The 23,543-nt window shown below is 48.1% G+C and carries 21 protein-coding genes; 8 read left to right on the forward strand and 13 right to left on the reverse strand.

Going from position 1 to position 23,543, the window contains the following annotated elements:
* Window positions 1-31: 31 nt before the first annotated feature.
* Together C9J01_RS07585 and queE are read right to left on the reverse strand one after the other, a co-directional pair.
* Window positions 32-2,914, reverse strand: a complete 2,883-nt coding sequence (locus C9J01_RS07585; protein ID WP_107297544.1) for a hydrogenase expression protein HypA — start codon at window positions 2,912-2,914, stop codon at window positions 32-34.
* 169 nt (window positions 2,915-3,083) lie between these two features.
* The gene (gene queE, locus C9J01_RS07590; RefSeq protein WP_107297545.1) at window positions 3,084-3,752 is read right to left on the reverse strand and encodes a 7-carboxy-7-deazaguanine synthase QueE; all 669 of its coding nucleotides are present in this window, start codon (window positions 3,750-3,752) and stop codon (window positions 3,084-3,086) included.
* Window positions 3,753-4,016: 264 nt separating this feature from the next.
* On the opposite strand from queE, the gene mlc reads away from it, so the two are divergent.
* Entirely contained in the window at window positions 4,017-5,231 is a 1,215-nt protein-coding gene (gene mlc, locus C9J01_RS07595; RefSeq protein ID WP_107297546.1) for a sugar metabolism global transcriptional regulator Mlc, read from the forward strand.
* Window positions 5,232-5,308: 77 nt separating this feature from the next.
* On the opposite strand, the gene C9J01_RS07600 is transcribed toward mlc, so the two are convergent.
* Both C9J01_RS07600 and bioA read right to left on the reverse strand, forming a co-directional pair.
* Window positions 5,309-5,875, reverse strand: a complete 567-nt coding sequence (locus C9J01_RS07600) for an LON peptidase substrate-binding domain-containing protein (protein ID WP_107297547.1) — start codon at window positions 5,873-5,875, stop codon at window positions 5,309-5,311.
* 118 nt (window positions 5,876-5,993) lie between these two features.
* Window positions 5,994-7,274 (reverse strand): adenosylmethionine--8-amino-7-oxononanoate transaminase, encoded by a 1,281-nt coding sequence (gene bioA / locus C9J01_RS07605; RefSeq protein ID WP_107297548.1) that lies wholly within the window; start codon window positions 7,272-7,274, stop codon window positions 5,994-5,996.
* 140 nt (window positions 7,275-7,414) lie between these two features.
* Here bioA and bioB point away from each other — a divergent pair, with 140 nt between their 5' ends.
* From bioB to bioD, 4 genes are read left to right on the forward strand one after another with little or no spacing between them, the layout of a single operon-like run.
* Window positions 7,415-8,467 carry a biotin synthase BioB gene (bioB, locus tag C9J01_RS07610; protein WP_107297549.1) on the forward strand — a complete coding sequence of 351 codons (1,053 nt, stop codon included), beginning with the start codon at window positions 7,415-7,417 and terminating at the stop codon, window positions 8,465-8,467.
* Window positions 8,454-9,614: an 8-amino-7-oxononanoate synthase gene (gene bioF, locus C9J01_RS07615; RefSeq protein ID WP_107297550.1), complete on the forward strand. Its 1,161-nt coding sequence runs from the start codon at window positions 8,454-8,456 to the stop codon at window positions 9,612-9,614. Before bioB ends, bioF begins: the two co-directional genes overlap by 14 nt.
* Complete coding sequence (bioC, locus tag C9J01_RS07620) at window positions 9,604-10,428, forward strand: malonyl-ACP O-methyltransferase BioC (protein ID WP_107297551.1); 825 nt, start codon at window positions 9,604-9,606, stop codon at window positions 10,426-10,428. The genes bioF and bioC overlap by 11 nt, the downstream gene beginning before the upstream one ends.
* The gene (gene bioD, locus C9J01_RS07625) at window positions 10,421-11,101 is read left to right on the forward strand and encodes a dethiobiotin synthase (protein ID WP_107297552.1); all 681 of its coding nucleotides are present in this window, start codon (window positions 10,421-10,423) and stop codon (window positions 11,099-11,101) included. The genes bioC and bioD overlap by 8 nt, the downstream gene beginning before the upstream one ends.
* A gap of 91 nt (window positions 11,102-11,192) precedes the next feature.
* Here bioD and C9J01_RS07630 read toward each other — a convergent pair whose 3' ends face one another.
* Both C9J01_RS07630 and C9J01_RS29760 read right to left on the reverse strand, forming a co-directional pair.
* Window positions 11,193-11,861 (reverse strand): hypothetical protein, encoded by a 669-nt coding sequence (locus C9J01_RS07630; RefSeq protein WP_107297553.1) that lies wholly within the window; start codon window positions 11,859-11,861, stop codon window positions 11,193-11,195.
* Between the two features lie 178 nt (window positions 11,862-12,039).
* Window positions 12,040-12,198: a hypothetical protein gene (locus C9J01_RS29760; protein ID WP_039468590.1), complete on the reverse strand. Its 159-nt coding sequence runs from the start codon at window positions 12,196-12,198 to the stop codon at window positions 12,040-12,042.
* A 413-nt stretch (window positions 12,199-12,611) separates the two neighbouring features.
* Here C9J01_RS29760 and C9J01_RS07635 point away from each other — a divergent pair, with 413 nt between their 5' ends.
* Both C9J01_RS07635 and htpX read left to right on the forward strand, forming a co-directional pair.
* Window positions 12,612-13,022 carry a hypothetical protein gene (locus C9J01_RS07635; protein WP_107297554.1) on the forward strand — a complete coding sequence of 137 codons (411 nt, stop codon included), beginning with the start codon at window positions 12,612-12,614 and terminating at the stop codon, window positions 13,020-13,022.
* A 329-nt stretch (window positions 13,023-13,351) separates the two neighbouring features.
* Window positions 13,352-14,230 carry a protease HtpX gene (htpX, locus tag C9J01_RS07640; protein WP_107297555.1) on the forward strand — a complete coding sequence of 293 codons (879 nt, stop codon included), beginning with the start codon at window positions 13,352-13,354 and terminating at the stop codon, window positions 14,228-14,230.
* 109 nt (window positions 14,231-14,339) lie between these two features.
* Here the strand turns inward: htpX and C9J01_RS07645 are convergent, their stop codons facing one another.
* The 4 genes from C9J01_RS07645 to C9J01_RS07660 all read right to left on the reverse strand — a co-directional run bounded on the left by C9J01_RS07645 (window position 14,340) and on the right by C9J01_RS07660 (window position 18,607).
* On the reverse strand, window positions 14,340-15,548 hold the full coding sequence (locus C9J01_RS07645) for an MFS transporter (protein WP_107297556.1): 1,209 nt from the start codon (window positions 15,546-15,548) through the stop codon (window positions 14,340-14,342).
* A 2-nt stretch (window positions 15,549-15,550) separates the two neighbouring features.
* Entirely contained in the window at window positions 15,551-15,721 is a 171-nt protein-coding gene (locus C9J01_RS29765; RefSeq protein WP_170114890.1) for a hypothetical protein, read from the reverse strand.
* Between the two features lie 165 nt (window positions 15,722-15,886).
* Window positions 15,887-17,050 (reverse strand): PQQ-dependent sugar dehydrogenase, encoded by a 1,164-nt coding sequence (locus C9J01_RS07655; RefSeq protein WP_107297558.1) that lies wholly within the window; start codon window positions 17,048-17,050, stop codon window positions 15,887-15,889.
* Window positions 17,051-17,122: 72 nt separating this feature from the next.
* Window positions 17,123-18,607, reverse strand: a complete 1,485-nt coding sequence (locus C9J01_RS07660; protein WP_107297559.1) for an aminotransferase-like domain-containing protein — start codon at window positions 18,605-18,607, stop codon at window positions 17,123-17,125.
* Between the two features lie 100 nt (window positions 18,608-18,707).
* On the opposite strand from C9J01_RS07660, the gene C9J01_RS07665 reads away from it, so the two are divergent.
* Window positions 18,708-19,607 (forward strand): DMT family transporter, encoded by a 900-nt coding sequence (locus C9J01_RS07665; protein WP_107297560.1) that lies wholly within the window; start codon window positions 18,708-18,710, stop codon window positions 19,605-19,607.
* 60 nt (window positions 19,608-19,667) lie between these two features.
* On the opposite strand, the gene C9J01_RS07670 is transcribed toward C9J01_RS07665, so the two are convergent.
* The 3 genes from C9J01_RS07670 to C9J01_RS07680 all read right to left on the reverse strand — a co-directional run bounded on the left by C9J01_RS07670 (window position 19,668) and on the right by C9J01_RS07680 (window position 23,341).
* Entirely contained in the window at window positions 19,668-20,996 is a 1,329-nt protein-coding gene (locus C9J01_RS07670) for a CoA-disulfide reductase (RefSeq protein ID WP_107297561.1), read from the reverse strand.
* A gap of 118 nt (window positions 20,997-21,114) precedes the next feature.
* Entirely contained in the window at window positions 21,115-22,515 is a 1,401-nt protein-coding gene (locus C9J01_RS07675; RefSeq protein WP_107297562.1) for an L-cystine transporter, read from the reverse strand.
* A gap of 166 nt (window positions 22,516-22,681) precedes the next feature.
* Window positions 22,682-23,341 carry a helix-turn-helix transcriptional regulator gene (locus C9J01_RS07680; protein WP_201797809.1) on the reverse strand — a complete coding sequence of 220 codons (660 nt, stop codon included), beginning with the start codon at window positions 23,339-23,341 and terminating at the stop codon, window positions 22,682-22,684.
* Between the last annotated feature and the right edge of the window lie 202 nt (window positions 23,342-23,543).

Raw genomic sequence — 23,543 nt, forward strand, 5'->3', positions numbered from 1 at the left:
GACCTAGGCTTTGTCTTGGATTGGGAAAGAATTAAGGTGCTGGCTGTTCAGGTACCTCAAGGTAGGCACAGGTTTGTCCATCGTTGAGGATAGTCCCGGCTGGAGGGCCTGCTGGTTCTTCTTCTGCTGGTGGCTCTTCGCCTTCAGCAGGAGGGTTTTCACCTTCTGGCGGAGTTTCTTCCTCAGCAGGTGGCGGCGGCTCTACTGGTACCACATTCGGCACTTGGCTGGCATCAATCAGGGTGACGATGTCACTCCAGATCTCACCTTCATCACTGCCGTAGAGCAGAGTTTCGTCGGTTTGCCAACGGCTCTGGTGATTAAATGCTTTGATTGCCAGTTTCAAACCATCGGTATCGGTGATCTGGATCCGCTCATTCATTGAGCCGTCGACCGCTTCGTAATACAGGGTGCCATCATCTTCTATTTTCCATAGAATGTCGAAGTTGAAACCACAGCCACTTCCATCGACATAACTGCCCAAGAAAAAGTCACCTTGGAAGTCGTCACTTAATTTAAGATAACGTGCAGTGTCTGGGTTACTGTGATTACCACCTTCACCCCCTGTGTCACTGGCGAATATCAGGGCTTTATCATCGCTGTTATTCCCCGTTTGGCCAATCAGAAGGGCTTCGGTAAATACTGGATTTCGGCCAAACCAAATCTCCTTACACTGTTGTACCTGAGTGTTGTAGTTAGCCAAGGTTTCTTTGACAACAGGTGTGGTTGTCGCCGGGTCCCAGCCGGAATCACCATCTAGGCAAGCTGCCAACGAGCCAGCTAGGTATTCTTTGGCCATGGTACTGGAAATTTGTGCTTGTTGGCCTTGTTGGCTGAACACTTTAATAGCAAGCAAGTTTCGCTGATACTCATAAGCGTTTAGTGACCAGTAATCGAATTCATCTTCAATATTCGTGTCACCGATAAGCTTCAAGTAGCCCTCTTCGGTAAGAGACCAGTTACGTGAGCCTGTTTCTTCGAGGGTATTGCGGTAATGGTCCCAAGTATTATCAGCGCGTAATACATGGGCGGTAATTTCCCCCTCTTCACTGATCTGGACGAGGGTCTTATCGACAAGGTCATTCACTGATTGAGTGGTAAAGCGTTCATCGCCGCCACATTCGGTGACTGCATTGAGGAATAACCCTTCATTGGCAAAATCGGTGTTGCCGAAAATACATTCACCAAATGGTGGTAGGTTATCGCGGCTTGCTGCCGCAAAGATTTGCGCTTTGGCATCGTTATCAAAGCCTGAGAAATTGAACTCAGCCAACTCGAGCAACACCTCACCGATGTTCACGAAGCCTCGGTCTTCGACAAGAAATAGGTTGCGACCATTGTATGGGTAATCGTCGGCAATTTGTTTGATGATATCGGGCACATCGAACCGGATCACAGGCCTGCCTGATACTGTTGTAGGTGCCCAAACCCCGGTATCTTGGATCGTCCATTCATTGGCTGCAATCCGACTCCAGTAACGGACGGTGAAGAAATCATCGCCGATGAATTCGGCAACAATGTTATCGCTGAGTTTGAAGCCATTTACCTGATCGATAGTAATACCGATATCAAACAATGGTGTTTTGATATCGTCGAGGGAGGTATACCCAGCCTCAGGGGTCAGGATTGGATACGCACGACAGGTATCTTGGTCATTGGTGTTATCACACAATAGGTAGGTTTCACTCTCAGGGCGCCAGGTGAAGTAAAAACCGGAAGAGCCATCGGCGAACGTGGTGTCATCCGGAATATAGCGGGTCAGGTAATGATTCTCCCTGCTCGACAGAAAATCGTGCATTTTCTTCCCTGATAGAGGGTACACCTTAGCCTCTAAGGTTACGCCTCTTTCATCCGAGGTATTCAATGCCGCATCGGTAAGCAGTGCATTACGGTCAGTGGAAAATTGCACCTTGAGGTACTCAAACAGTCCAACCCAACCTTGATTAGTCAGCACTTGGGAGCGGATATCCTCAGAGCCAAAGGCAGTTGAGTTACTTAGGTAGGTGAATACTTCGCTCAGAGAGATATCTTCACTGCCGGATTTGTCCCAGCTGTATTCGGTAATGGTGGTTTCATTGCCGTCATAAGAGGTCGAGTCAGCAAAAATACCTTTGCCCTCATTGCTTTCCGTAGCACTGATCTCCCAGTAACCGTCATTTAGGATAGCCAGAATATTGGCAATGACTGCAGATTGCTCAGTGAAGTAGCGCTCAAGCCTGCCCTCCGTCATGGTCTGTACGATAGTCAGGCTCATTAAATCTTCAAGGGTTAGCCCCTGTACGCCAATTTTAGGGAACAGGGTATCGCGGATATCAATGGCGATCTTGTTGATGTCTTCAAGCGCTAATGCAACAGCACCTTGGGCGCCGGACTCAAATACATCAGTAAATACGCCCCAGCTGGCGTCAGTGGCTACCCGTTGAGCAAGCGCGTAGTAAGTCAAAGAGGATTCAAGAGAAATCGCCAAGCGCTCAGCAGCCAACGGAGTCATGTATAAGCCAGTTGGCAGGTTTTCACCTATGGTAAATTCAGGTACGCCATCTAAGTCGACTAATAGCACTGCGTTTATTCTGGGCCGGGTGCCTGCATCAAGAACATATTTGCCATCGCCTTGAGACTCGAGGCGTGTGATGTTAATTGAATCAAACACTTTCCCTTGGCCATCTAACCAAACGGCAGCAAAGTTCTGTTCGGTCAGGTCTTTTACCGCATTGGCATAGGCGGGCTGTATCAAAGAGAAGCTGGATTGATTGGCAAGGATTATACCGTCGGGTGCATCAACTGAAACTGTAAAGGTGGTGGAAACAGGTACTGGTGTGCCTGCTACAGGAGCGGCGGAACCACCGCTGTCTCCACAAGCAGTAAGCAGCAGACTGCTGATAAACAGCAGGGTATATCCCATATAACTGCGCATAATAAATTCCCCAATAGGTCATGAATCTTTATTGGTATTTGTTTTCTGCTCAGTATAGATAGGACAAAAAGGTGCAAAGTTAAGAAAGGAGATGTGTCTCGTATATAGAGCGGCTGTCCTGAAAATAAGACAGCCTCCCATATATTATATCTGTTTAGGTATCAGCCTATTAGGCGATAGCGAGGTATTTGTGGGTCTGGATGGATAAGCGCCAGTTACGTTTGATACAGGTCTCAATGCATAACTCTGTAGCTCGTGGCTTTTGGCTAATAGGTTGTAGTGCAATATTGACGTCAGATTTAAGATTTTTGCCGTCAATTAATTCATCCAATTGGTCGATATCTTTTTGTGTGCCGACAGGGTGCTTAATTTCATCGGCACGTTCCAGTGCACTTGCTAGTACTGGGAGTTTGGCTTTCATGTTGATTTTCGGCGACACCGTTACCCAGGTGTTTACTGTCGCGAGGACATCTGAAGTACCACTGGTTTCAATTTGGCATTGGAAGCCGGCTTGCTCCAAAGCGGTAGTCAATGGCAGCAAATCGTAGATACAAGGCTCACCCCCGGTGATAACAACGTGCTTGGCGGTGTACCCTTGCTTCTTGAGTAAATTAACGATGCCGTCGGCGTCTATCTCGGTCCAGATTGGAGAGTCTCCGGTTTTCGCCATCACGTCTTCGATAGAACCATGGTCTTGCGGTTCGGCATTCCATGTTTGTTTGGTATCACACCAAGCACAGCCAACAGGGCAGATCTGTAGCCTGACAAAAATGGCGGGTACTCCAGTGAACACACCTTCACCTTGGATTGTTTCAAAGACTTCGTTAATTTTGTACACCGTTAACCTCATGGCGGGGGGATTTTGCGACCGACAATTATCGCAAAATTGCGGGTGGCTGTCTTTATCAAGGTTAATTTTTGTAGTTAAAAAAAAGGCAATAGTTTTGCGATATAATGAGAGCTGGCACAAATATCGTCTTGTTTTTCATGAATCCCCGTGACCATTGTCACGGACTTAACATAATCGGCTTCACAATTAGTTCGCAAAGTAAAAAAATTCAATTTGTATTAAATGATGACAGATTTTATCGGGAGTTTAGGCATGTATGTCGCCCAGCCTGGTCACATCGACCACATCAAAAGAAATAATGCCGGCAGCGTATACAAGCTTATTGACTTGTTTGGCCCAATCTCCCGCATTGAGCTTTCCAAACGCAGCCAATTAGCGCCCGCGAGTATTACTAAAATTACTCGTGAGCTTATTGATGCGCACTTGATCAAAGAAACCGCTATTCAGGAATCTTCTAGCCGGGGGCGGCCTGCTGTCGGTCTGGTGCCTGCTAACGAAGGCTGGCAATTTATGTCCCTTCGCCTCGGGCGGGGGTACTTAACCATTGCCCTTCACGAACTAGGCGGTGATATTTTGGTGGAAGAGCGACAGGATATCGATGTGCTCCACCAAGATGAAGTACTGAAAAAGCTTATCTCTGAAATTCACACTTTCTTTGCCAATCATGTGAGTGAGCTTGATCGTATTACAGCAATTGCAGTCTCGCTGCCCGGTGTCGTCAATGCCGAGGCCGGTACGATTATCCAGATGCCGCACTACGAGGTGCATAACCTCGAACTGGGACCTGCCATTCACCAAGCGACAGGGTTACCCGTGTTTATTGGTAATGATACCCGTTCATGGGCACTGGCCGAAAAACTGTTTGGTAACTCACGTGATGTGGCCAATTCCATCTTGGTGTCGATTCACCACGGTGTTGGTGCCGGTATCGTACTCGATAATGTGGTGCTGCAAGGCCGCATTGGTAATGTCGGTGAGCTAGGCCATATCCAAATTAAACCTTATGGCAAACGTTGTTTTTGTGGCAATCATGGTTGTCTTGAAACCGTCGCCAGTGTGAAAGCCGTTATCGAACAAGTAGAGCAGCGACTTCGCGAAGGGCATCCATCTTCTTTGCATGGCAAAAGCCTGACGATAGAGCGGATCTGTGACGCGGCCATTGCGGGTGATACGTTGGCCCGTCAGGTCATTATCGAATTGGGACACCATTTGGGGCAGGCGATCGCGATCATGGTTAACTTGTTCAACCCGGAGAAGATCCTCATCGGCGGTGAATTCAACCGGGCAAAAGATATCTTGTATCCCGCTATTATGGAGTGTGTACGGAATCAGTCTTTGCCGGTGTATAACCGTGATTTGGTCATCGAACAGAGTTCGTTCTACACACAGGCAACCATGCCTGGGGCGGCTTTGGTGAAGCAGGCCATGTATGACGGCCATTTGCTGATGAAATTGATTGAAGGTTAGTCTTTATTGGTTTTATAAGTCAGCATGTCTTTGTAAAAATTCACATCCACAGACATGTGCTTTGATTGGGTTATATCTTAGCTGTCTCTTTTCAATTGCTCGTCAATGACATTGTGCAGGAACGACAACGCTGCACGGTGGTCATTGCGGCTCATAAACCATTGTTTTTGGTTTGTTTCCAGAGGCAATAACTCTAGCCATCGTTGGCAGACCCAGGTCATATCATTGTAATCGGGCAGGGGATAGTTTTCTGCGTGTTCGGGATATTCTTCAAACAAAGCTTTTAAACTGTTGGAGATGTCCCGGTCGACAAACTTAATTTGACTGGGTGTCCAATTAGACATCGGAGTGACATCGCCAAACCGCAGGCCATCATCTTCTTGCCAATGTTTGTTGATTAAAAACTTTTCAACGCCCCGGATAGTAATACCCAATAGGCCATCAGGAAGTTTTTCGAAATCCGTGATGATCACTCGAGTACCGAAGTGACACAGAGAATCTTCGTCTTTCATGCAGAGACCGAAGCCATTGCCATCACCCATAGCCAGTTTGACCAAACGGGTGTAGCGAGGTTCGAAAATCCGCAATTTACTTATCCCGCCTGGTAGCAGGTAAATCTGTAACGGAAATAGTGGTAATTGCATAGTTCTAGCCTTACTGACGTTATTCATTATAAATACGATCCAATCATAAGTTGGGATTGCTATAACGTTCAGGAAAAGTATAAGCAGACAACCATTAGACGTTGTCTGCTTTTCGATACTACTTAAGTGCTAACTGGATGGCAGATGTAAGAAGGCTAAGTTGTTGTTGGTTAATGATAAAAGGAGGCATTATGTAGACAAGTGTGCCAAAAGGGCGAATCCAGACGCCGCTGTCTACAAAAGTTTCTTGAATAAGGGCCATATCAACGGGTTCATACAGCTCGACAACACCGATGGCACCAAGCCAGCGAACGTCCTTGACCTTATCCAACTTTCCTATCTCGGGAAGTGACTCAGCTAGTTGTTTTTCAATTGATTTCACTTGATGTTGCCAGTGGCCTTGGGCGAGGATATCCAAGCTGGCATTGGCCACGGCGCAGGCCAAAGGGTTGCCCATAAAGGTAGGGCCATGCATAAAGCACCCCGCTTCGCCGCCACATACCGTATTTGCGACATGTGTACTGGTTAGAGTCGCTGAGAGGGTCATGTACCCGCCAGTGAGTGCCTTGCCCACACACATAATATCAGGACTGATACCCGCATGTTCGCAAGCAAATAATTTTCCTGTTCGGCCAAAACCGGTCGCAATTTCATCTGCGATGAGCAATATTCCGTATTCGTCGCATAGCTGACGCACCCTCCGAAGGAAGGTTGGATGGTAAATGCGCATCCCTCCAGCCCCTTGGACAATAGGCTCGATGATCACAGCGGCAACCTCTGTGTGGTGCTGCTCTAGTTGGTAGCGGAAGTCATCAATATCCGATTCCTGCCAGTCGTCAAAAAAGCCACATTCAGGCGATTGGGCGAAGATATGCTCCGGCAGGAACCCTTTATACAGACTGTGCATGGAGTTGTCTGGGTCAGTAACCGACATAGCGGCAAACGTATCACCATGGTAGCCATGTTTCATCGTCAAGAACTTCGGTCGGCGTTCACCTTTGGCATGCCAGTACTGCAAGGCCATCTTTAGGGAAACTTCCACCGCGACGGAACCTGAATCAGCCAGGAATACGTGCTGGAGGGGCTCTGGCGTGATACTAACCAGTTTACGACAAAGCTCAACGGCAGGCTGGTGGGTAATACCGCCGAACATGACATGTGACATTTTGTCGAGTTGCGCTTTGGCAGCCTCGGTCAGAGCGGGGTGGTTATAACCGTGGATGGTTGACCACCATGATGACATCCCATCAATAATTTCCCGTCCATCCTCAAGTTGCAAATACACCCCGTTGGCACTGACGACTGGGTAGCATGGCAGTGGGTTGAGTGTTGAGGTGTAAGGGTGCCAGACGTGCTTCTGGTCAAAATCCAAATCGACTTTATTGTGTGTTTTTTGCACAGTTGTAAACCTTGCTCCTTGTTGGTGGTTGACAGTCTACCGTCTGAAAGTAGACTAGCCAAGTAACAAGAAGCAATGAATGCAAAATCTCAACGGCTCAAATTAGAGCACGTTGAGCACATAATAAGAGGTGATTACACGTGGAAGTACGTCACGACTGGACAGTCGAGGAAGTTCAAGCGCTATTTGATAAGCCATTTATGGATTTGGTGTTTGAAGCCCAGCAGGTACACCGTCAGTACCATGATCCCAACAAGGTACAGGTGAGTACGTTGCTTTCAATCAAAACAGGCGCATGCCCTGAAGATTGCAAGTACTGTCCGCAAAGTGCGCATTACCGTACCGATGTAGAGCGAGAGCGCTTGCTAGAAGTTGAGCGTGTACTGGATGCTGCACAGAAAGCTAAAACCTCTGGCGCGACCCGTTTTTGTATGGGGGCTGCATGGAAAAACCCGAAAGAGCGCGATATGCCGTACCTACTGGATATGGTTCGCGGGGTGAAGTCCATGGGGCTGGAAACCTGTATGACCCTTGGCATGATCACCGGCGAACAAGCTAACGAGCTCGCTGAAGCCGGTTTGGATTATTACAACCATAACCTCGATACCTCGCCGGAATTCTACGGCAATATCATTACAACCCGCACGTATCAAGACCGCCTTGATACCTTGAGCCATGTGCGCGAAGCCGGCATGAAGATCTGCTCCGGCGGCATCATCGGTATGGGTGAAAGTTCCCGTGACAGGGCCGGCTTGCTGGTTGAGCTTGCTAATTTACCGACCCACCCAGAGAGCGTGCCAATTAACATGTTGGTGAAGGTGAAAGGGACACCGCTTGAGTCTGTTGATGATGTCGATCCGTTCGATTTCGTTCGTATCATCGCGGTAGCACGTATCATTATGCCTAAATCGGCGGTGCGTTTATCCGCTGGCCGGGAAGACATGAACGAACAGATGCAGGCATTGTGTTTTATGGCGGGTGCAAACTCGGTATTTTACGGCTGTAAGCTGCTAACGACACCTAATCCGGGTGAAGACAAAGACATGCAGTTGTTTGCCAAGCTAGGGATCAACCGCCAAGAGCAGGCTGCCAAGCCGGATGAGGTGCAGGCTCAGGAATTGTTGGGGCAGGTTGCCCAGCGAGTTGCCGCGCGACCAACCAAGGATGATTTGTTCTACGATGCATCGGTTTAATCAACGCATCGCTACAGCCCTGGGACAAAGGCAGGAACAAGGACTTTACCGTGCCGTGAACTGCCTCCGTCGCGGACGGGATATGTCCGTACAGTTTCGGGAACAGTCATTGCTGAATTTTTCCAGCAATGACTACCTAGGCCTTGCACAAGATCCAGAACTTGTTGCAGCCTGGCAAGACGGGCTATCTCGCTATGGTGCCGGAAGCGGTGCCAGTCCGTTGGTGACAGGTTTTTATTCGCCGCATCAGCATTTGCAATCGCAGTTAGCCGAGTGGTTGGGCTTTGAGCAAGCGCTGTTGTTCAGCAGTGGCTTCAGTGCTAACCAGGCGTTGCTATTTGCCCTGCTTCAGGAGGGCGATCACCTACTACAGGATAAGCTCAACCATGCATCTTTGATAGAAGCGGGGATGCTCTCACCTGCCTCGATGAGGCGCTTTGCCCATAATGACCCTTCTTCTCTCGCCCGTCTGTTGGCTCGTATTCCTGATAGTTCCCCGAAACTCGTTGTGACCGAGGGGGTATTCAGCATGGACGGGGACCTCTCACCGCTTGCCGAGATAGCCCATGTTTGCCAGCAATCCAGCAGTATGTTGGTAGTTGACGATGCCCATGGCTGTGGGGTGCTCGGTGAGTCTGGCCGGGGAAGCTGTGATTTTGCCGGTATCAAGCCCGATATTCTGGTGGTGACGTTCGGCAAAGCGTTTGGCTTGCAAGGCGCGGCAATACTGTGCAGCCATGATGTCGCCGAGTATTTGGTGCAATTTGCTCGCCATTTCATATATTCCACCGCCATGCCGCCCGCACAGGCACATGCTTTGTCAGCGGCGTGTGGCATTATCCAGCGTGATAATTGGCGCCGAGAGAAACTTGCTGAGCATAGCGACAGTTTGGCGCAATACCTATTACCAGACGTCGAGATAGTCAATACGCAAACCCCAATCAAGCCGTTGATGGTGGGGAGCAGTGAGCGGGCAGTCAAATTTGCTGACAAACTACGTCAGCGCGGGTTATGGGTCAGTGCCATCCGGCCACCAACGGTTCCCGCTAATTCTGCAAGATTGCGGATCACCCTGACCGCTGCGCATAAAGACACTGAGATACGTGCGTTAGCACAGGCAATCAATGAGGTATGGCATGAAGAATAATGCAGAAACTGCAGTCCCTTCTTTGGACGATGTCGTTGTTACCGATAAGCAAGCAATCGCCGATGCCTTCGGCAAAGCCGCAAAGCACTATGATCAATCAGCGGCATTCCAGCGGCAGGTAGGCCATCACCTCATGGCGAAATTACCGGCGCTCAATGTCGCGGGTAGCCAAGTTCTGGATCTCGGTTGTGGGACTGGGTATTTCAGCGAGCAGTTACAGCTAAGAGGAATGAGGGTTTGCGCGACGGATTTATCTTGCCAGATGCTTGAGCAGGCAAAGCAACGTTGTGGTGAAGGTGTTACCTATGTGGAGGGGGATGCAGAGCGACTGCCACTCCCAGATAACCAGTTTGATTTTGCCTTCACTAGCCTAGCCTTACAGTGGTGTGATGATCTGTCTGTGCCGCTAAGGGAGTTGCGCCGTGTGGTAAAGCCTGGTGGCCATATCGTCTTTTCTACGCTGGCGGAGGGATCACTGCATGAGCTTTCTTATGCATGGAAACAGGTTGATCAATATCAACATGTAAACCAGTTTCTTTCGCAAAAGGCCATAAAACTTGCGCTGGCGCAAGCGGGGTGTACAGAGGTTGACCTAGAATTCCTGCCAATCACCATGTATTACCGCTCGGCAGTTGACCTTATGAAAGATCTGAAAGGTATAGGGGCAACACATATTCATCAGGGGCGAAAAGCAGGCTTGGCCGGTCGAAAGACGTTTAAGGCATTAGAGAGCGCTTATGATGAGTTTCGACATGAGGATGATCGGCTGCCGGCAACATACCAAGTCTGTTTTGGAGTAATTATTAATGACTAACGCTTTCTTTGTAACAGGTACAGATACTGAAGTAGGTAAAACTGTAGCCTCTCGCGCCATTCTTCATGCTGCAGCTAGCGCGAATATCAAGATGGCGGGTTATAAGCCGGTCGCATCTGGTAGCGCACCGACTGCTAATGGTATGCGTAATTCAGATGCCTTGTATATCCAAGATGCATCGGTTGTAGAGCTAGAGTACGACGAAGTTAACCCATACGCGTTTGAAGCGGCCATTTCCCCGCATTTGGCGGCTGAGCAGGAAGACCGTGTTATCGAGTTTGATGTGCTGTCTAACGGTTTGCAGCACCTCAAACAAAAGTCTGACGTTGTTCTGGTTGAAGGTGCAGGTGGCTGGCGTGTCCCTGTTTCGTGGAACGACTACCTGTCTAGCTGGGTTAAGCAGGAAAAACTGCCAGTTATCTTGGTTGTGGGTGTCAAGCTAGGTTGCTTGAGCCATGCTATCTTGACTGCAGAAGCGATCAAGAACGATGGCTTGGAAGTGGTTGGCTGGGTGGCAAACCGCATTAATCCAGGCACCGAGAATTATGCTGATATCATTCGTATGCTGGAAGAAAACTTACCGGGTAAGAAACTGGGTGAGATTCCATATATGCCGGGTATCAAAAAGCGCAACCTGTCGAACTACATCGACCTGTCACCGCTTAGCCTATAAAGTTTTAGCTTGTGACTAGAGGTTTGATTCCTGAACCTAAATGACAAAAACCTGCCAAACGGCAGGTTTTTTCGTTTAGCTACTCTGTATTTTAGGCTGAGGTATTGTCATGCGATGTGGTGAGCTTCGGTAGGCAGTACCACGCAGCAGAGAACAGGATCAGACTGTACGCTAGCAGCTCAACACCTTCTTCAGCTAAGTTTTTTACACCGCGTATATAATGCTCTTGCATGATCCCCTGCCATAACCCGCCCATGCCGAAGATACGGGCAAACACAAGCAAGGTCACCATAGCACCAAGCATCAGGCTAAAGCTGTTATGCTTCATGTAATCCATAAGAGGCTTTACGGTGCTTTGACGGTGTAGGATAGCGTAACCAATTGCGCTTGAGGCCAGCAGCCAAGCTGGGTATTTCCAAAAACCATGGATAATTTGATCGAGTACGGAGTCCATCTCACGGATAAACATCACACCAAAGAAAGCGGAAACCAGAACGGCGAAACCCCGTTGCTGAGGGTGACGCACTGCAACAATAGCGAAAAGCCCTGATGTGATGAATAAATAGGTTTCTTGCAGAAATTCCGTCCATGAACTTTCACCAATATTATTTTGGATCTGTAGGACATCAAAATGGATGGTGAACGCAGATAGAGCGAGTAGTAGTGCCAGGACCAAGAACAGCGACAGGCTTTGATAAAGGGGTTGGTAAAGTGAGTTTGCCTGTGCCACTTGGGTGGCTGGGGTGGTGGTTGACGGCATAGCGTACCTGCATTCTGTAAGGAAATGTGAAGCGGGCAAGTTTATGCTTGATAGCTGAATCACAACTGAACCGTGATCTTGATCACTTTATAGCGGTATAAACGGCTACAGAGTATAGATAAGAAAAAACCTCTCTTTACAGAGAGGTTTTTAGAAAATCTGATTATAAAAGAAACCTTTAGTTGTTGCCAGTTAGGCCAATAAGGGCTTCTTGAGTCTCAGTAAGCTTTTTGTTATTTCCGTCTAACCCAAGCTCTTTACGCGCTTCTTCTGCAGACATACCAAGATGACAGCGTAGAATGTCAATTGCTACCTGGTAGTTTTCGTGATCGGCCATCATTCCTCCTTGATAATTAATTACCATGCATCATCACTAACTAAATACGACAATAGAATATCTCAGTCGTAGATACAATAAGACTAAAGTCTAAAACTGTCTAGTCCATCTATTGCTCAGTGTTTCATATTTGAATCTAGTATGCCATGTTGTCCATTCCTCACGCGATCTGGTAAGACCACTTCGGCTAGTACTTGATATCCGGCATAAGTGGTCAGGCATTTTCGAGTGATATCTCAAGATGCTCTTTGTTGATTGCACCATTGAGAAAGCCGCTTGTGAGTGCTTCGAAGGGAAAGGAAGCCGGAAGTGTTAACGTGTTGCTTAATCCATATCATCAATGCTCTACGAACCTGTGGATATTAATAGCACCCCGCAGAATGGAAGATTAGATAGCAATAGAGGGACAGTAAATGGAACAAGACAAAGCGTATTCAGTGCTTGAGGCATTGGCAAATGGCGTAGATCCCATAACTGGGGAATGTTTTGCTGATGATTCACCATACAACCAACCGGAAGTAATACGAGCACTGTTTTTTATCCTTCGTAATAAGCCGTTGAAGAAAAAGGCCAAGAAATCTTTGGAGGAGAAGCAGCAGGAGAACCTCGAGAAGGGTTTGCCGATGAACTATGGATTACCTTGGACGCAGGAAAGTGTCGACTCAGTTATCAAGGATTTTCAAGCTAATATAGCAATAGATACGATCGCGGAGAAAATGGCAAGAAAGCCAAACTCAATCATTGGCCTTTTGAAGAAGCAAGGGGTTATCACCGAAGAGCAAGCACTCGCTATGGGGTTGTTATACAGAGCGGTACATGCATGAATGAGTGCAGTAAGTGACGAAAGGCATGTTGCTATCTAATCTCAGCAGAAACGATAACGATACCCCTATAGTACTGGCGGGATGTTGGCGGAGACATATACTGCGTTAAGCCCCAATTAAAGGTGTTTCTATTACCATAAAAAAGATTGTTTAATAGTATTTGATTGTTTAATAACAAAAATGAAACGTAACAATTTTTCACTTTCACTTGTTTTCTGTTTCAACGACCATACTATACATATCAATAACAAATGGATGATGCTCTAGTCGTGTAGAAGGCTTTCACTACTGGGGCAGCAGCACCTTCTTTTCTGGAGAAAGAGTACAATATGAAGCGTATTGCATTGTTTTTGGCAACTAACCTAGCGGTAATGCTGGTTTTCAGTGTTGTCTTGAACGTCGTTTATGCGGTGACAGGCATGCAACCAGGTAGCCTTTCAGGGCTATTGGTTATGGCTGCTTTGTTTGGTTTTGGTGGCTCGTTGTTTTCACTGTTCATGTCGAAGTCTATGGCACTGCGTTCAGTGGGCGGCATGGTCATCGAGCACCCACGCAATGAAACCGAGCACTGGCTAATGGAAACCGTTGCCCGTCAGGCACAGCAGTCGGGCATTGGTATGCCAACCGTTGCGGTTTATGATTCTGCTGATATCAACGCATTTGCTACGGGTGCCAAGCGTGATGACTCACTGGTTGCAGTCTCAACGGGATTGCTTCACAGCATGACCCGTGACGAGGCTGAGGCTGTATTGGCCCACGAAGTTAGCCACATTGCCAATGGTGACATGGTAACCATGACCCTGATGCAGGGTGTGGTGAACACCTTCGTTATCTTTGTATCGCGCTTGGTTGCAGGTGTGATCAGTGGCGTGAACAACAACGATGAAGAAGGTGGAAGCGGTAGCTACATGACTTACTTCATTGTGTCTTCCATCATGGAAGTACTATTCGGCTTCTTGGCAAGTATCCTAACCATGTGGTACAGCCGCCACCGTGAGTTCAAAGCTGATGCTGGCTCGGCACATCTTGTGGGTAAAGAGAAGATGATTGCCGCGCTTGAGCGTTTGAAGATGAGCCACGAGTCGCAGCTTGAAGGTTCGATGATGGCGTTCGGTATTAACGGTAAGAAATCACTTTCTGAGCTGTTTATGACGCACCCACCACTAGACAAGCGTATCGATGCGCTTCGTCGCGGTGAGCACCTGTAATCGGAATTAAAATTCCTCGTAGCACTTGGCTGCGATTGGAATGAAAAAGCCCCCGGTCAACATCTGTGGCCGGGGGCTTTTTGTTTTTGGCTAACAGCCAAGCTAAGTGTTATGCCGCTGCAGGTTGGCGTACCACTGGCTTGTCATTGATTGGAATATGGATAAGCGCTGCAATCAAGGCAAGTACCACAGTAGACCACCAGATTGGCTCGTAGCTACCGTAGTAGTCGTAGATGCGGCCACCGAACCATGCCCCAAGGAAACTGCCGACTTGGTGGGTGAAGAACACCAGACCGTATAATGTCGATAGGTAGCGTGGGCCGAAAATTTGGCGAACCAAGCCAGATGTTAGAGGAACAGTACCCAGCCAACAGAAGCCGATTGCGCCACCGAACAAGGCTGCAGTTTCCGTTGTTACTGGTAAGGTCACAAAGCCTGCGATAACTAGAGTTCGCATCACATATAAGGCAGACATCACATAACGCTTATTGAACTTGTCGCCCATTACGCCCCAGAAGTAGCTGCCGAAGATATTAAAAATACCCACATAGGCTAGAGCCATTGCTGCAGTTGTGCCTGGCAGGCCTTTGTCAGCCAAGTAGCTTGGCAGGTGGGTGGCAATAAACATCACGTGAAAACCGCAGACGAAAAAGCCCATGTGGATCAGCCAGTAACCACGATGGCTGAATGCTTCTTTAAGTGCTTCTTTTAATGTCTGTTCTACTTCCGGTGTTGCAGTGGCGGCCGCTGACTTTTTGTTCGCTTTCATAAAGAAAGAGAACGCCATCATTAGCGCACACAGCATGGCGAATACTTGCAGCGCAGTCTGCCAGTTGAATTCGCTGAGCATGTACTGGGCACCCGGGATCACCGCAAACATACCGAATGACCCTGCGGCAGTGGTTAGGCCAAATGCTTTTGCTGTGTGTTCAGCAGGTACAACGCGTGCAACAGCACCCAGCACGATAACGTAGCTGGTGGCACTCAAACCAAGGCCGACCAAGGCACCTAGTGAGACATAAAGCCAATTTGGCTCAACGGCGATGGAAGTGAGGTAAAGCCCCAAACCATAGGCAATGGCCCCACTCCAAATGACTTTTTGTGCACCCCAGCGGTCAGCGGCCATACCGACAAACGGTTGGAAGACGCCGAACAGCAGGTTCTGAAGGGCGATAGCCAGACTAAAGAATTCACGGCCGGTATCAAAATGCATAGAGATTGGCATCATGAAGATACCGAAAGACTGCCTGATCCCTAGGCTGATAATTAGTGTTCCAATGCCCATCCACACAAGCAGTGGAAAGCGAAAAATACTCATGGTTATAGTCCGGTCAAAGTGTGGTCGTTTGAGTTTTGCTGATGGCAACCGCCGCTCATGGCATGTTCGGCTAGCGAGTCCAACAAAGGCTGGCAATGATGGACACCGACTAAAGTCAGGGCAAGCAGCAATACCATGCGCATCAGTTGGGCTGTCAGAGATTGTGAAAACATCAGAGCCTCAAAGTGCAAAAAAGAGCGGGGATAGTAGTGGAATTCATAACATGACTCAAATGAGAAAAGATCAAACACTCTATGCATAATATGCATGCTAAGCCGCTGCCGAAAATTGTGCTTTTTCAGCATCAAAGCGATTGTTTGGAAACACTTATTTGGTAATTATCCCGAGTGGGGGCGGAGGCGGTAAATTGCCCCTGAATCAGCAGAGAAGTAAAGCCATCCTTGGTGGTCAGTAACAAGTGCCCGGATACGTTCGTCTAACTCTTCAAGCAATCGTTCTTCACCCTTTATACTGCCATTAGCCGTCACAGTGACTCGATTCAAATGACGTAATTTAAGTGCGCCATTGAATAAATTCCCTTGCCAATTTGGAAAGGCGGCGCCTTTGTAAAGCAGTAGGCTACCGGGGGCGATTGAAGGGGTGTATACCTTAAGTGGTGAAACAATCCCCTCTTTTTCTTCCGCTTCCCCGACATCAATTGGCCCCCAGTATTCTTTACCATGTGAAGTCACCGGCCAGCCGTAGTTAGCCCCAGCTTTGACTAAATTGATTTCATCGCCACCACGCGGACCATGTTCGTTGGACCATAGCCGGTTGGTTTCTTGGTCAAACAATAATCCTTGCGGGTTGCGGTGGCCGTAACTCCAAATCTCCGGGAGGGCATTTTTAGTATTGCGGAAAGGGTTATCCTTAGGCACTGAACCATCAAGGTTGAGCCTGAGAATGCTACCAGCATGGGTGGATAGGTCTTGCCCATTGGGGCGGTGGGCCCTATCACCGATAGAAAAGAAGACATGGCCTTGGTTGTCAAAGGCGATGCGACTACCAAAGTGGCGAGAAGCATCACTCAAAGATTGAGTGACCAACAAATCTTGCCATTGGCTTAATTGATTGTTGCTAAGTTGAGCACGGGCAAGTGTGGTCGCCGCTAGCCCATCTATGGTTTTGCTATAAGTGAAATAGTACCAAGCTTGACTGTTCGTCACATCCAGCCGAGAAACATCCATTAGGCCGCCTTGACCATATTGGTTAATGGCAGGTTGGCCCGAGACGGATTGAGCCATGCCGGTTTCGGTATTTAATAGGCGAATTTGCCCATCACGGTAAGTAATGAGCAGTTCCTGTCCGGCGGTAAATGTCATCCCCCATGGGACACCATCCGTTTGTGCAATACGCTCGACCACAAAAGGCATGCCTGCACTGCTGCCCTCAATAACAGCCACCGGTGCAGATAGGGCTCGAGGGGATAATGCCAAGCTCAGTAGGCAAAACAAAGCGGTGAAGACCACTTTTACTTGAGTAGGTAGGTTGCATCCGGACATTCAAATAGCTCCTTGCTTATTGTCGCTTGCTAACAGTAGTTTAGCAGCTTGGAATGCCTTGTCTTTTCGACTTTATGATGATGGCGATGCATGGCTTGCAATGATGGCGGCAAACTGGGTTAACCCCCGCTGCCAATCCTTGGAGTCCCTGTAATTAGCGAAACTCAAACGAAGGCAGTGTGCATAGCGTTGGTTGGTACTGAACATACTTCCCGGAAGAACGCTGATACCATGCTCCAAGGCTTGCTGATAGATAGCCTGCCCATCGGTGTGCTCAGGTAACGTAAGCCAACATAAAAAACCTCCGCTCGGTTGGGTAAGGTGGTAGTGACCTTTTAGCTGTGGATGATGATCCAGTGCTTGGGTAAATAGCTTGTGAAACAGTTTTTGCTTTTTGGCATAACTGCGACGAATTTTACCGAGGTGCTGGCGGTATTTCCCGCTTTCGAGGAACTGTGCAACGGCAGAATGGATCAGGTTCGGGCTGCCCATATTGTCTGTGAGCAGGCGTTTCTCAATGACAGATTGATATTTGCCCGCAACAACCCAGCCGATGCGTAGCCTTGAGTCCAGAGTTTTCGATAAAGAGTTACAGTAGATAACCCGGTCTTCCTGATCGAGGGTTTTCAGGGGGAGTGGACGTTGCTGGTAGGCCAATCCGCCGAACACATCGTCTTCGATAATGGGAATACCGCGGGTCATGGCGAGAAAGCGGAGCCGATCAGCCGTCGACATGACATATCCCGTTGGGTTATTGAAGCTGGGGTTGATCAATATAGCTTTGACAGGCCAACGTTGCAGGGCTTGCTCAAGGGCATCGAGATGAATCCCCGACACAGGGCTGGCGGGGATTTCTATTACTTTTAGGTTCAGTGATTCGAGTAACATCAGGTTACCGAAGTAACTGGCAGATTCGACCAGTACAATATCGCCGTCGTTGGTGATCGCCTGCAGGCTCAAGCTTATAGCTTGTTGGGCGCCATGGGTGACCAATAACGACTGTTTGGATATCGTTACCCCAAGCTCCCTATTGATACCAACTAACTGTTGTAACAGCTTATCGTTGCCGGGTGGGAGTTGGTAGTGGCTGGGTATATGGCTTTGATACCGGCTGTGACGGCCTATCTCAGCGTAAAGGCTATTAATCGCCGGGAAGTCGGTGTCTGGGTGGGCTGATCCCATCGGGAGGATCTCTCGGGAAACAGGGAGCCCCATGATTGTTTTACTTAATGCCATTAAATCGACAAACCCTGGCTCAGGAATCGGCTTGGAACCGCTATGTGGCGTGTTGTTATGACTCACCCGATAGCCGGAGCGGGCAGAGGCTGAGATTTTTTGATTAGCCTCCAATTGTTGGTAGGCACGGATCACCGTGTTCTTGCTGACAGACAACTGTTGGCTCAATTCACGGATAGAGGGAAGGCGTTCTCCGGGCTGGAAACTCTGCTTATCAATTCGCTCCTCTATCCATTGATAGACATATTGGTACTTTTTCTTAAGCTGGTTGTTAGCGCGTGGCGCGATTGACTTGCCGTCTATGTTTAGCTCTTCATTCATACCATCTGTACCCTATAAAACTCCCCAATCTGTCCCTGTTAAGCTTTTTGTACCCGTTTTAAAGTAATCGTTATTGAGGCAAAAGAGAAGAGAGTAGGCCATGATGACGCGATTTATCCCATTCTTGTTTGTGGTGCTTTGGAGCTCCGGTTTTATCGGGGCACGACTGGGTTTACCTTACGCAGAGCCTGCGACTTTTCTCCTGATCCGAATGTTGGCGAACATTGCTGTATTCTTGTTGCTGGTTGTTATCCTGAAGTCTCGCCTCCCGACGGGAAAAGCGCTACTCCATTGCATGGTCGCGGGGCTATTAATCCATGGTTTTTATCTCGGCGGAACCTATATTGCGATTGGTCTAGGGATGCCGGCCGGGCTTTGCTCTTTGTTGGTAGGGTTGCAGCCAATTGTAACCGCTGTTGTGATGTTTGGTTGCGCGGGTGAGCGAATGCGGGTGTCACAGTGGCTGGGTCTGGTGATTGGATTTATCGGGATCAACCTAGTCCTGCAGGGCAATATGGCTTGGCATCAGGACGGTAGCCGGGAAGCTGCTTACCTGTTTACCATCCTTGCACTGATAGGTATTACATTCGGTACGCTCTACCAGAAGAAATTCTGTCAGGGTATAGATATGGTGGGAAGTGCAGTATGGCAATACAGCGCTGCAGCCTTGTTGTTCCTACCCGTTGCCTTGAGTACCGAAACCATGGTGGTTAACTGGACACCGACCTTTATCTTCGCCTTGAGTTGGTTGGTCTTGGTGCTGTCGGTTGTTGCGATTTTATTGCTGCTGTACATGGTTAAGCATGGCGAGTCATCCAAGGTCGCTTCGACATTTTACTTGGTCCCACCGATGACCGCGTTCCAAGCTTGGTTGATTTTTGGTGAAAGCTTTAATGAAGTTGGGGCTATCGGGTTTGTGCTGGCCGCAGTTGCCGTGTTCTTGGTGACCCGAAAGCCCAAATTACAGCCAAGCCTTATGGAGCAATCATCAAAGGTATAGCAGGTGAGGTTAAACAAAAAAGACCAGCACAGTGAGCTGGTCTTTGATGATTTAGGACGGTTATTTTGCCACGTTTCCGGCAACGTTCATGATGTCCCAGGTTCTGGCAAACGGCGGCGCATAGGCAAAGTCGAGCATGCCAAGTTGTTGGGTCGTTAAACCTGCGCTGATGGCAACGGCCATGGCATCGATACGGTGAACGGCCCCTTTTTTGCCTATCATCTGGGCTCCAAGTAGAACTTTGGTGTCAGCATGGTAAATCAACTTCATATGAATATCTGACTGACCATCGCAATAGTTGGTGTGGCACTTATCCTTGATAGTGATCGCTTTGTAATTGATGCCTGCAGCAATCGCCTCTGGCTCGGAAAGCCCAGTACGGCCTGCTTCAAGCGCCAGCACTTTGACACAGCTGGTACCCAGGGAACCGGGGAAAACCAGTGACTTACCGGCAATGTTCTCACCCACTAAGCGGCCAAGCTTATTTGCACCGGTGGCAAGCGGGATATAGACATTGCTCTCAAGCAAGCTGTGCCATATTGAGGCACAGTCTCCGGCTGCCCATACGTCAGTCAAAGATGTGCGACCTTGTTGATCGACGATCAAGGCGCCGTTATCCAGTGTTTCGATGCCTGTCTCACTCAAAAAGGCGGTATTAGGTTTGACACCGGTGCAAACCACCACCAGATCCGTAGAATAAAGTCCTTGGCTGGTTTTGACCGCAGAAACGGTATCGTCGCCCAGAATTTCCTGCAGTGATTCATTGAGGTGTACTTCGACACCGGCAGATTGCAACTCGGATAAAAAGTGTTCACTGATCTCCGGATCAAAGGCATCTGGAATAAGGCGTTCCGCCCGCTCTATCAAACGCACGGTTTTGCCTTGATGCACCATCGCCTCGACAACTTCAAGGCCAATAAAGCCAGAGCCTATCACTGTTACATGCTGGCAGGCAGGGTGATTGATAGCTGTTTTTAGCCTTAGGCCATCGTCCATACGACGTAAGCTGTGTACGCCTTGTTTTTCCAACCCCTTGACGGGTGGGAGTACCTCACTTGCCCCCGTAGCGATCATCAGTCGGTCGTAATGGGTGGTAAAGGTGCCGCTGCCATTATTGACTTCCAGTTTTTTATTTACCGCATCGACTTTTGTCACCCGGTGGCCGGTTTTAACGCTAATACCACGCTCGACAAATTGCTCAGGGGTGAATTCAGCCATGAAGTTATGGTCTTGGAATTCATCGCCAACGAAATAAGGCAGGCCACAGGCGCCGAAGGATATCACTTCCGAGGCTTCAAAAACGGTGATTTCAGCATCACGGTCGACACGGCGGGCCTTAGCGGCAGCGCTCATACCGGCTGCTTCGCCGCCAATAATGATTATTTTCATGGTTCTTACTCTATTGTTGTCCAAGCCAGATACCGACGGGGTAGCCAAGTGTCTGGAATAAAGGGAAACCACTGTTTCCCTCATGTTTTATTCAAGCTAATTGTTGTTTTCGGCTGGATTAGGCCGTGGCATCTTCGCCGTCTAGGTTGACTTCCTCGTCACTATTGAAGATGTCCATATCAGTTTGGCCAAGCACCTTACTGGTTACCGTACCGGCTGTCAGCGAGCCGGAAACGTTCAGCGCAGTTCGGCCCATATCAATCATTGGTTCGATAGAAATCAGCAGGCCTGCAAGGGCGACAGGGAAATCCAGCGCCGATAGGACAATCAGGGCTGCAAATGTTGCGCCGCCACCAATGCCTGCCACACCAAATGAACTTACCGTGATGATGGCTATTAGGGTGATTAGGAAGCCGAAATCCATTGGATTGACACCAACAGTAGGTGCAATCATCACCGCCAGCATGGCAGGGTAGATACCGGCACAACCGTTCTGGCCAATCGTGGAACCGAAAGAGGCCGAGAAGTTAGCGATACCACTTGGAATGCCTAGGTATTTCTCCTGGGTTTGGACATTCATTGGGATAGAACCGGCACTAGAACGGGAAGTGAAAGCGAACAGCAGCACTGGGATGACTTTCTTCAGGTGACGCATTGGGTTCAGGCCTACCATAGCAATAATCGCTAGGTGGATTGCAAACATTAGGAAAATAGCGCCGTAAGAAGCGATAACGAAGTTGGCTAGGTTGACGATATCGGCATAGTTAGAGCCAGAAATCACCTTGGTCATCAACGCAAGGACACCAAATGGCGTTAGGCGCAGTACCAGCGTGACCATTCGCATCACGATGGCTTGTGCAACACTGATAAACTGTTCAAAAGATGCAAACACATCAGGCTTTTTGCGGGCAATCCCCGTAGCAGCAATACCGATGAAGACTGAGAAAATAACGACGGCAATGGTTGAGGTACGGCGGGCACCCGTCATATCCAAAAATGGATTCGCTGGCAGGAATTCAATCATCAACTTGGCGAATGACATAGCTTCAACGGAATGCAGGCGATGCTCCAGAGCTTCACCGCGAGCTATTTCTGCAGCACCAGAGGTCAGGCCTTCGGCTGTCAGACCAAACAGGTTGGCCATAGCAATACCGACCACGGCTGAAATCATGGTAGTGACAATCAGAACGCCGATTGTGAGTCCACTGATTTTACCTAGCGATGTACCACCATTTAAGCGCAGGATGGCAGAAATTATCGAGACCATAACCAATGGAATGATGATCATTTGTAGTAGTTTGACATAGCCAACACCAACAATATCAAAATAGTCGATGCTGGTTTTGATGACATCCGAACCGGCGCCATAGAAAACCTGAAGTGCGCCACCGAAAATAATACCAAGCCCTAAACCTGCGAAGACCCGCTTGGTAAAGGTGACATATTTTGTTTGTAGGCGATATAAAAAGAGAATTAATGCGAGAAATATCGCTAAGTTTACAATAACACTTAATGTCATTTTTCATTCCTTAAAAAGATTAACTTACAAAGCATCATGTTATGTTGAGCATAACGGTGAATTAGTGACTTAAATTTTGTTAATTTCCTATCGGCGTAAAGTGTGGTGTTTTGTACTCATAAGCCCAAAACATATAATTTTTTTTAAAAAGGTAGTTACTGAGTATTTACTGTTTATGGTTTCTGATATGCAAATACACCGTATGTTTAGAGACCCCAAGCTTTTGTGCGACCAAAGTTGGTGACTCCTTTAATTCGAATATGCCACGATCATATAACTGACAAATAATCTCTTTGTTTCTTAGATTACTGGCTAGGTGCGGGTCACTATTCACTTGGGATATCACTTGGCTGATTAAATCCTCGACCGAGGTTGCAAATGTTTCACTATGAATAGGTACTTGGCTTTCTGTTGTGGTTGCCGGCAGGCTGAAGGCTTCAAGTAAACTGGCTATCGGCGCGTTTAAACTGCAGTTTATACACAGCATCCCTATTGGTTGGCCCCTTCGGTTGCAAATTGTAGTCGATGCCGACTTCATCATTTGACCATCTTTGGTACGGGTAAAATACGTACTCCACTTTAAACCGCATTTAGCGTTGAGTTTTTGTAGGGCGAAATCTGTCACAGGAGCTCCAGCTTGCCTACCAGTTACATGCCCATTGGCAATTTTAGTGACTGAGGACTGTAAGTTATTAAATGAATGGAGTACCACTTCACAACTGCTACCAAACAATGCCGCAATGGCATCGACAGCGGGCTCCCATGAGGCAATCAGCAATTCATCCTCGGTTAGTTCATCGGTATGTTGTGCAGTCTTCATATCCATATTCAACTCCTCACTCAACGAAAGGTAATTTACCTCTTTAGAAGTAAAAAAAAGTTGAGTCAGATCGGCTCATGAAGACCTGATTAACAGTAGGTATATATTAGTGCCTAAAATTAGTTGTTGTGCACAAAAATAATGTGCTGAAATATATTATCGCCAACCTATAATTAACAAAATATTAATTATTTGAATATTGCTCAAA

This window comes from Photobacterium rosenbergii (genome assembly GCF_003026455.1).
Taxonomy (GTDB): Bacteria; Pseudomonadota; Gammaproteobacteria; order Enterobacterales; family Vibrionaceae; genus Photobacterium; species Photobacterium rosenbergii.

Bases quoted from the DNA above. Each gene is read 5' to 3' on its own strand.
- C9J01_RS07585 (WP_107297544.1), bottom strand. From the start codon at position 2,914: ATGCGCAGTTATATGGGATATACCCTGCTGTTTATCAGCAGTCTGCTG.
- mlc (WP_107297546.1), top strand. From the start codon at position 4,017: ATGTATGTCGCCCAGCCTGGTCACATCGACCACATCAAAAGAAATAAT.
- C9J01_RS07600 (WP_107297547.1), bottom strand. From the start codon at position 5,875: ATGCAATTACCACTATTTCCGTTACAGATTTACCTGCTACCAGGCGGG.
- bioF (WP_107297550.1), top strand. From the start codon at position 8,454: ATGCATCGGTTTAATCAACGCATCGCTACAGCCCTGGGACAAAGGCAG.
- bioC (WP_107297551.1), top strand. From the start codon at position 9,604: ATGAAGAATAATGCAGAAACTGCAGTCCCTTCTTTGGACGATGTCGTT.
- bioD (WP_107297552.1), top strand. From the start codon at position 10,421: ATGACTAACGCTTTCTTTGTAACAGGTACAGATACTGAAGTAGGTAAA.
- C9J01_RS07630 (WP_107297553.1), bottom strand. From the start codon at position 11,861: ATGCCGTCAACCACCACCCCAGCCACCCAAGTGGCACAGGCAAACTCA.
- C9J01_RS29760 (WP_039468590.1), bottom strand. From the start codon at position 12,198: ATGGCCGATCACGAAAACTACCAGGTAGCAATTGACATTCTACGCTGT.
- C9J01_RS07635 (WP_107297554.1), top strand. From the start codon at position 12,612: ATGGAACAAGACAAAGCGTATTCAGTGCTTGAGGCATTGGCAAATGGC.
- htpX (WP_107297555.1), top strand. From the start codon at position 13,352: ATGAAGCGTATTGCATTGTTTTTGGCAACTAACCTAGCGGTAATGCTG.
- C9J01_RS07645 (WP_107297556.1), bottom strand. From the start codon at position 15,548: ATGAGTATTTTTCGCTTTCCACTGCTTGTGTGGATGGGCATTGGAACA.
- C9J01_RS29765 (WP_170114890.1), bottom strand. From the start codon at position 15,721: ATGTTTTCACAATCTCTGACAGCCCAACTGATGCGCATGGTATTGCTG.
- C9J01_RS07655 (WP_107297558.1), bottom strand. From the start codon at position 17,050: ATGTCCGGATGCAACCTACCTACTCAAGTAAAAGTGGTCTTCACCGCT.
- C9J01_RS07660 (WP_107297559.1), bottom strand. From the start codon at position 18,607: ATGAATGAAGAGCTAAACATAGACGGCAAGTCAATCGCGCCACGCGCT.
- C9J01_RS07665 (WP_107297560.1), top strand. From the start codon at position 18,708: ATGATGACGCGATTTATCCCATTCTTGTTTGTGGTGCTTTGGAGCTCC.
- C9J01_RS07670 (WP_107297561.1), bottom strand. From the start codon at position 20,996: ATGAAAATAATCATTATTGGCGGCGAAGCAGCCGGTATGAGCGCTGCC.
- C9J01_RS07675 (WP_107297562.1), bottom strand. From the start codon at position 22,515: ATGACATTAAGTGTTATTGTAAACTTAGCGATATTTCTCGCATTAATT.
- C9J01_RS07680 (WP_201797809.1), bottom strand. From the start codon at position 23,341: ATGGATATGAAGACTGCACAACATACCGATGAACTAACCGAGGATGAA.